Annotated in this window: 2 protein-coding genes; both read right to left on the reverse strand. The window is 38.3% G+C overall.

The features are described 5' to 3' along the window. Positions 1-27: 27 nt before the first annotated feature. The gene (locus HMPREF0673_RS08610; protein ID WP_007901014.1) at positions 28-891 is read right to left on the reverse strand and encodes a nucleotidyl transferase AbiEii/AbiGii toxin family protein; all 864 of its coding nucleotides are present in this window, start codon (positions 889-891) and stop codon (positions 28-30) included. Position 892: 1 nt separating this feature from the next. Further along, complete coding sequence (locus HMPREF0673_RS08615; protein WP_007901016.1) at positions 893-1,477, reverse strand: type IV toxin-antitoxin system AbiEi family antitoxin domain-containing protein; 585 nt, start codon at positions 1,475-1,477, stop codon at positions 893-895. Positions 1,478-2,110: the final 633 nt, after the last annotated feature.

Genomic DNA, 2,110 nt, shown 5'->3' on the forward strand with positions numbered 1-2,110 from the left:
AGATATGTAAATTTTAGCTATGTAATATTATTTCCAATATTTTTCTGCCATAGGCTGCAACCTTTTTCTTATCACCTCCATTACAGTTTCAAAGTCAAGTGTCTCTTTCCATTGAATCTTTTTCAGGAAAGCTTTCCATCGGGTAATGCGTGCTACATCTGTTGAAAAATCTTCTGTGAACAACTGTAATTCAGGATTGTACGTAAGACCACGATTGTCGAAAGTTGCCTTGATAGCATCGTATAATGTTTCATCATCCAAGTCTCTCTTTGTCAAGAGTTGATAGCAATCGAAGAAATCTTTCATGCGACTATTAAGTACATCACGGTCTATCATCGTATGGAATTTCTCGGCGACAACTGTCTCCAAGGAATATGCTTGTATGTTTACAGATGGAATGTCTGGCAAAAGCAATGGAAAATCAATGGTTGTGGGATATGGGGTCACAACATCACCAAAACCAATGTCAACAGACATGTTATAAGAAATGGTATCCATGTGGGCAGTAAAGTAGAATCGGGTGCCAGGATATTTCTTTTCGACAGTGATAGGTTCCAACCTGATGCTATCAACGTCAAACGACACTCCATCCTCATCGCATACTATGTCCAAGATTTCTTGGAACACATGCGCAAGGAAATCCCTGTCACGGCTGATTCTGTCTGCCAAAAAGTCAACATCTACCGTAGGACGTGCCTCAAGTCCATTCATAGCATAAAGCAAAGAGCCTCCTTTTAATAAGAAGTTGTCCTTATATTGGCTAACAGATACTCTGTAAAGCAACCTTTCGTTAAAGTATCTTGCCAAGAGATACATATATTTATAGCCTGTTTCATTCATTAGATTGAGCAAGCGTGTCTTTACAGACTTGCCGTAGTTTTTCTTTCCCATTTTATTCTATTGCTATTTCAAGATAATTCTTCAATGTGTTGAATACTCTGAGGCGTTTGGCATAATCTTGCAAACGAGTGAGATTTCGGTTGGGCTTTCTCAGATAGGAGCGTATCACTTCTGTACAAACATCCAGCCCCAATTTGTTTCTGTATTTCACAGCATCGCAAACACTTCGCTCCATGTCGGTGACGCGAACATGATACCCAGAAATTTCTGCATTCATAATGCCAAACTCCAAGTTCTCTTTCTTCCAATAATACAACTCTATCGGTAGCGTATCAGGTATAACTACTTTCCGTTTGTTGGCGATGGCAATGCAAAAAGCAGGTGGAACAGTTGTCGAAAGCTGATGGTAAGCCCACGCATTGTATAGACATACAATGCCATTAGGTACAATCCGCTCCACATCTATCATTGTATTAAGCAAGGTATCGGGAACGGCATATATGCCATGACGCAACTTTATCAAGTCGCCACGCTCCTTAGCTCTCAACAGTCGTTTATACTCTGACATATGAGATATATCTGTAGTGGAGATAGTGCCACCAAGTGCTGCCACTTTACTAATTATATTATTATCCATCTCACATCTAATAAAATGTCATTACTGCTGCAAAAATACAATTAATTACGAGAATACGGCAATATTCTACGGATAATTTTATAAAATACCGCACATTTTTGCATGTTTTTATAATTCTATTTGAAGTTTTAGCGGACAGCAATAATGTATTAACATCCATCAACATCTTTTCCCAGAAAAGATAGAACTATTAATAAAATTGTTTAACATTTATTTTTTAGTATGAGAAAATTTGTATAATTTTGCTTTCGGATTATCATGTCTCAATTTTAATATTAAGTCAAGACGAGTTCTTGTACAAATATCATGAGACAGCTCACGCCGTGTGGAGCATGGTGAAATCGAAAGAAACATCTATGCGAAGCGGGCTTTGGGTGGGACGATAATCCGGACATATTAAAGGCGTTTATCGACGCTATGTTTGAGACTCTCTGTTAATCTAGCAAATTCACAGTAATTATTGTCTTGAACGTGGTCAACGGTAGATGTCCCGGGGTGTGAATACATCTATCCCGTGGAGACCTTGTAAGCACTTATTGTACCCTTATGGGTATAATGCATCTGTTTACGGAGGTCTCTTTATGGCTGCGTATATCATATCGGGGATCAAATAATATTGTTGTGTTTTTAACA

Source organism: Leyella stercorea DSM 18206 (assembly GCF_000235885.1).
In the GTDB taxonomy this organism is placed as follows: Bacteria; Bacteroidota; Bacteroidia; order Bacteroidales; family Bacteroidaceae; genus Prevotella; species Prevotella stercorea.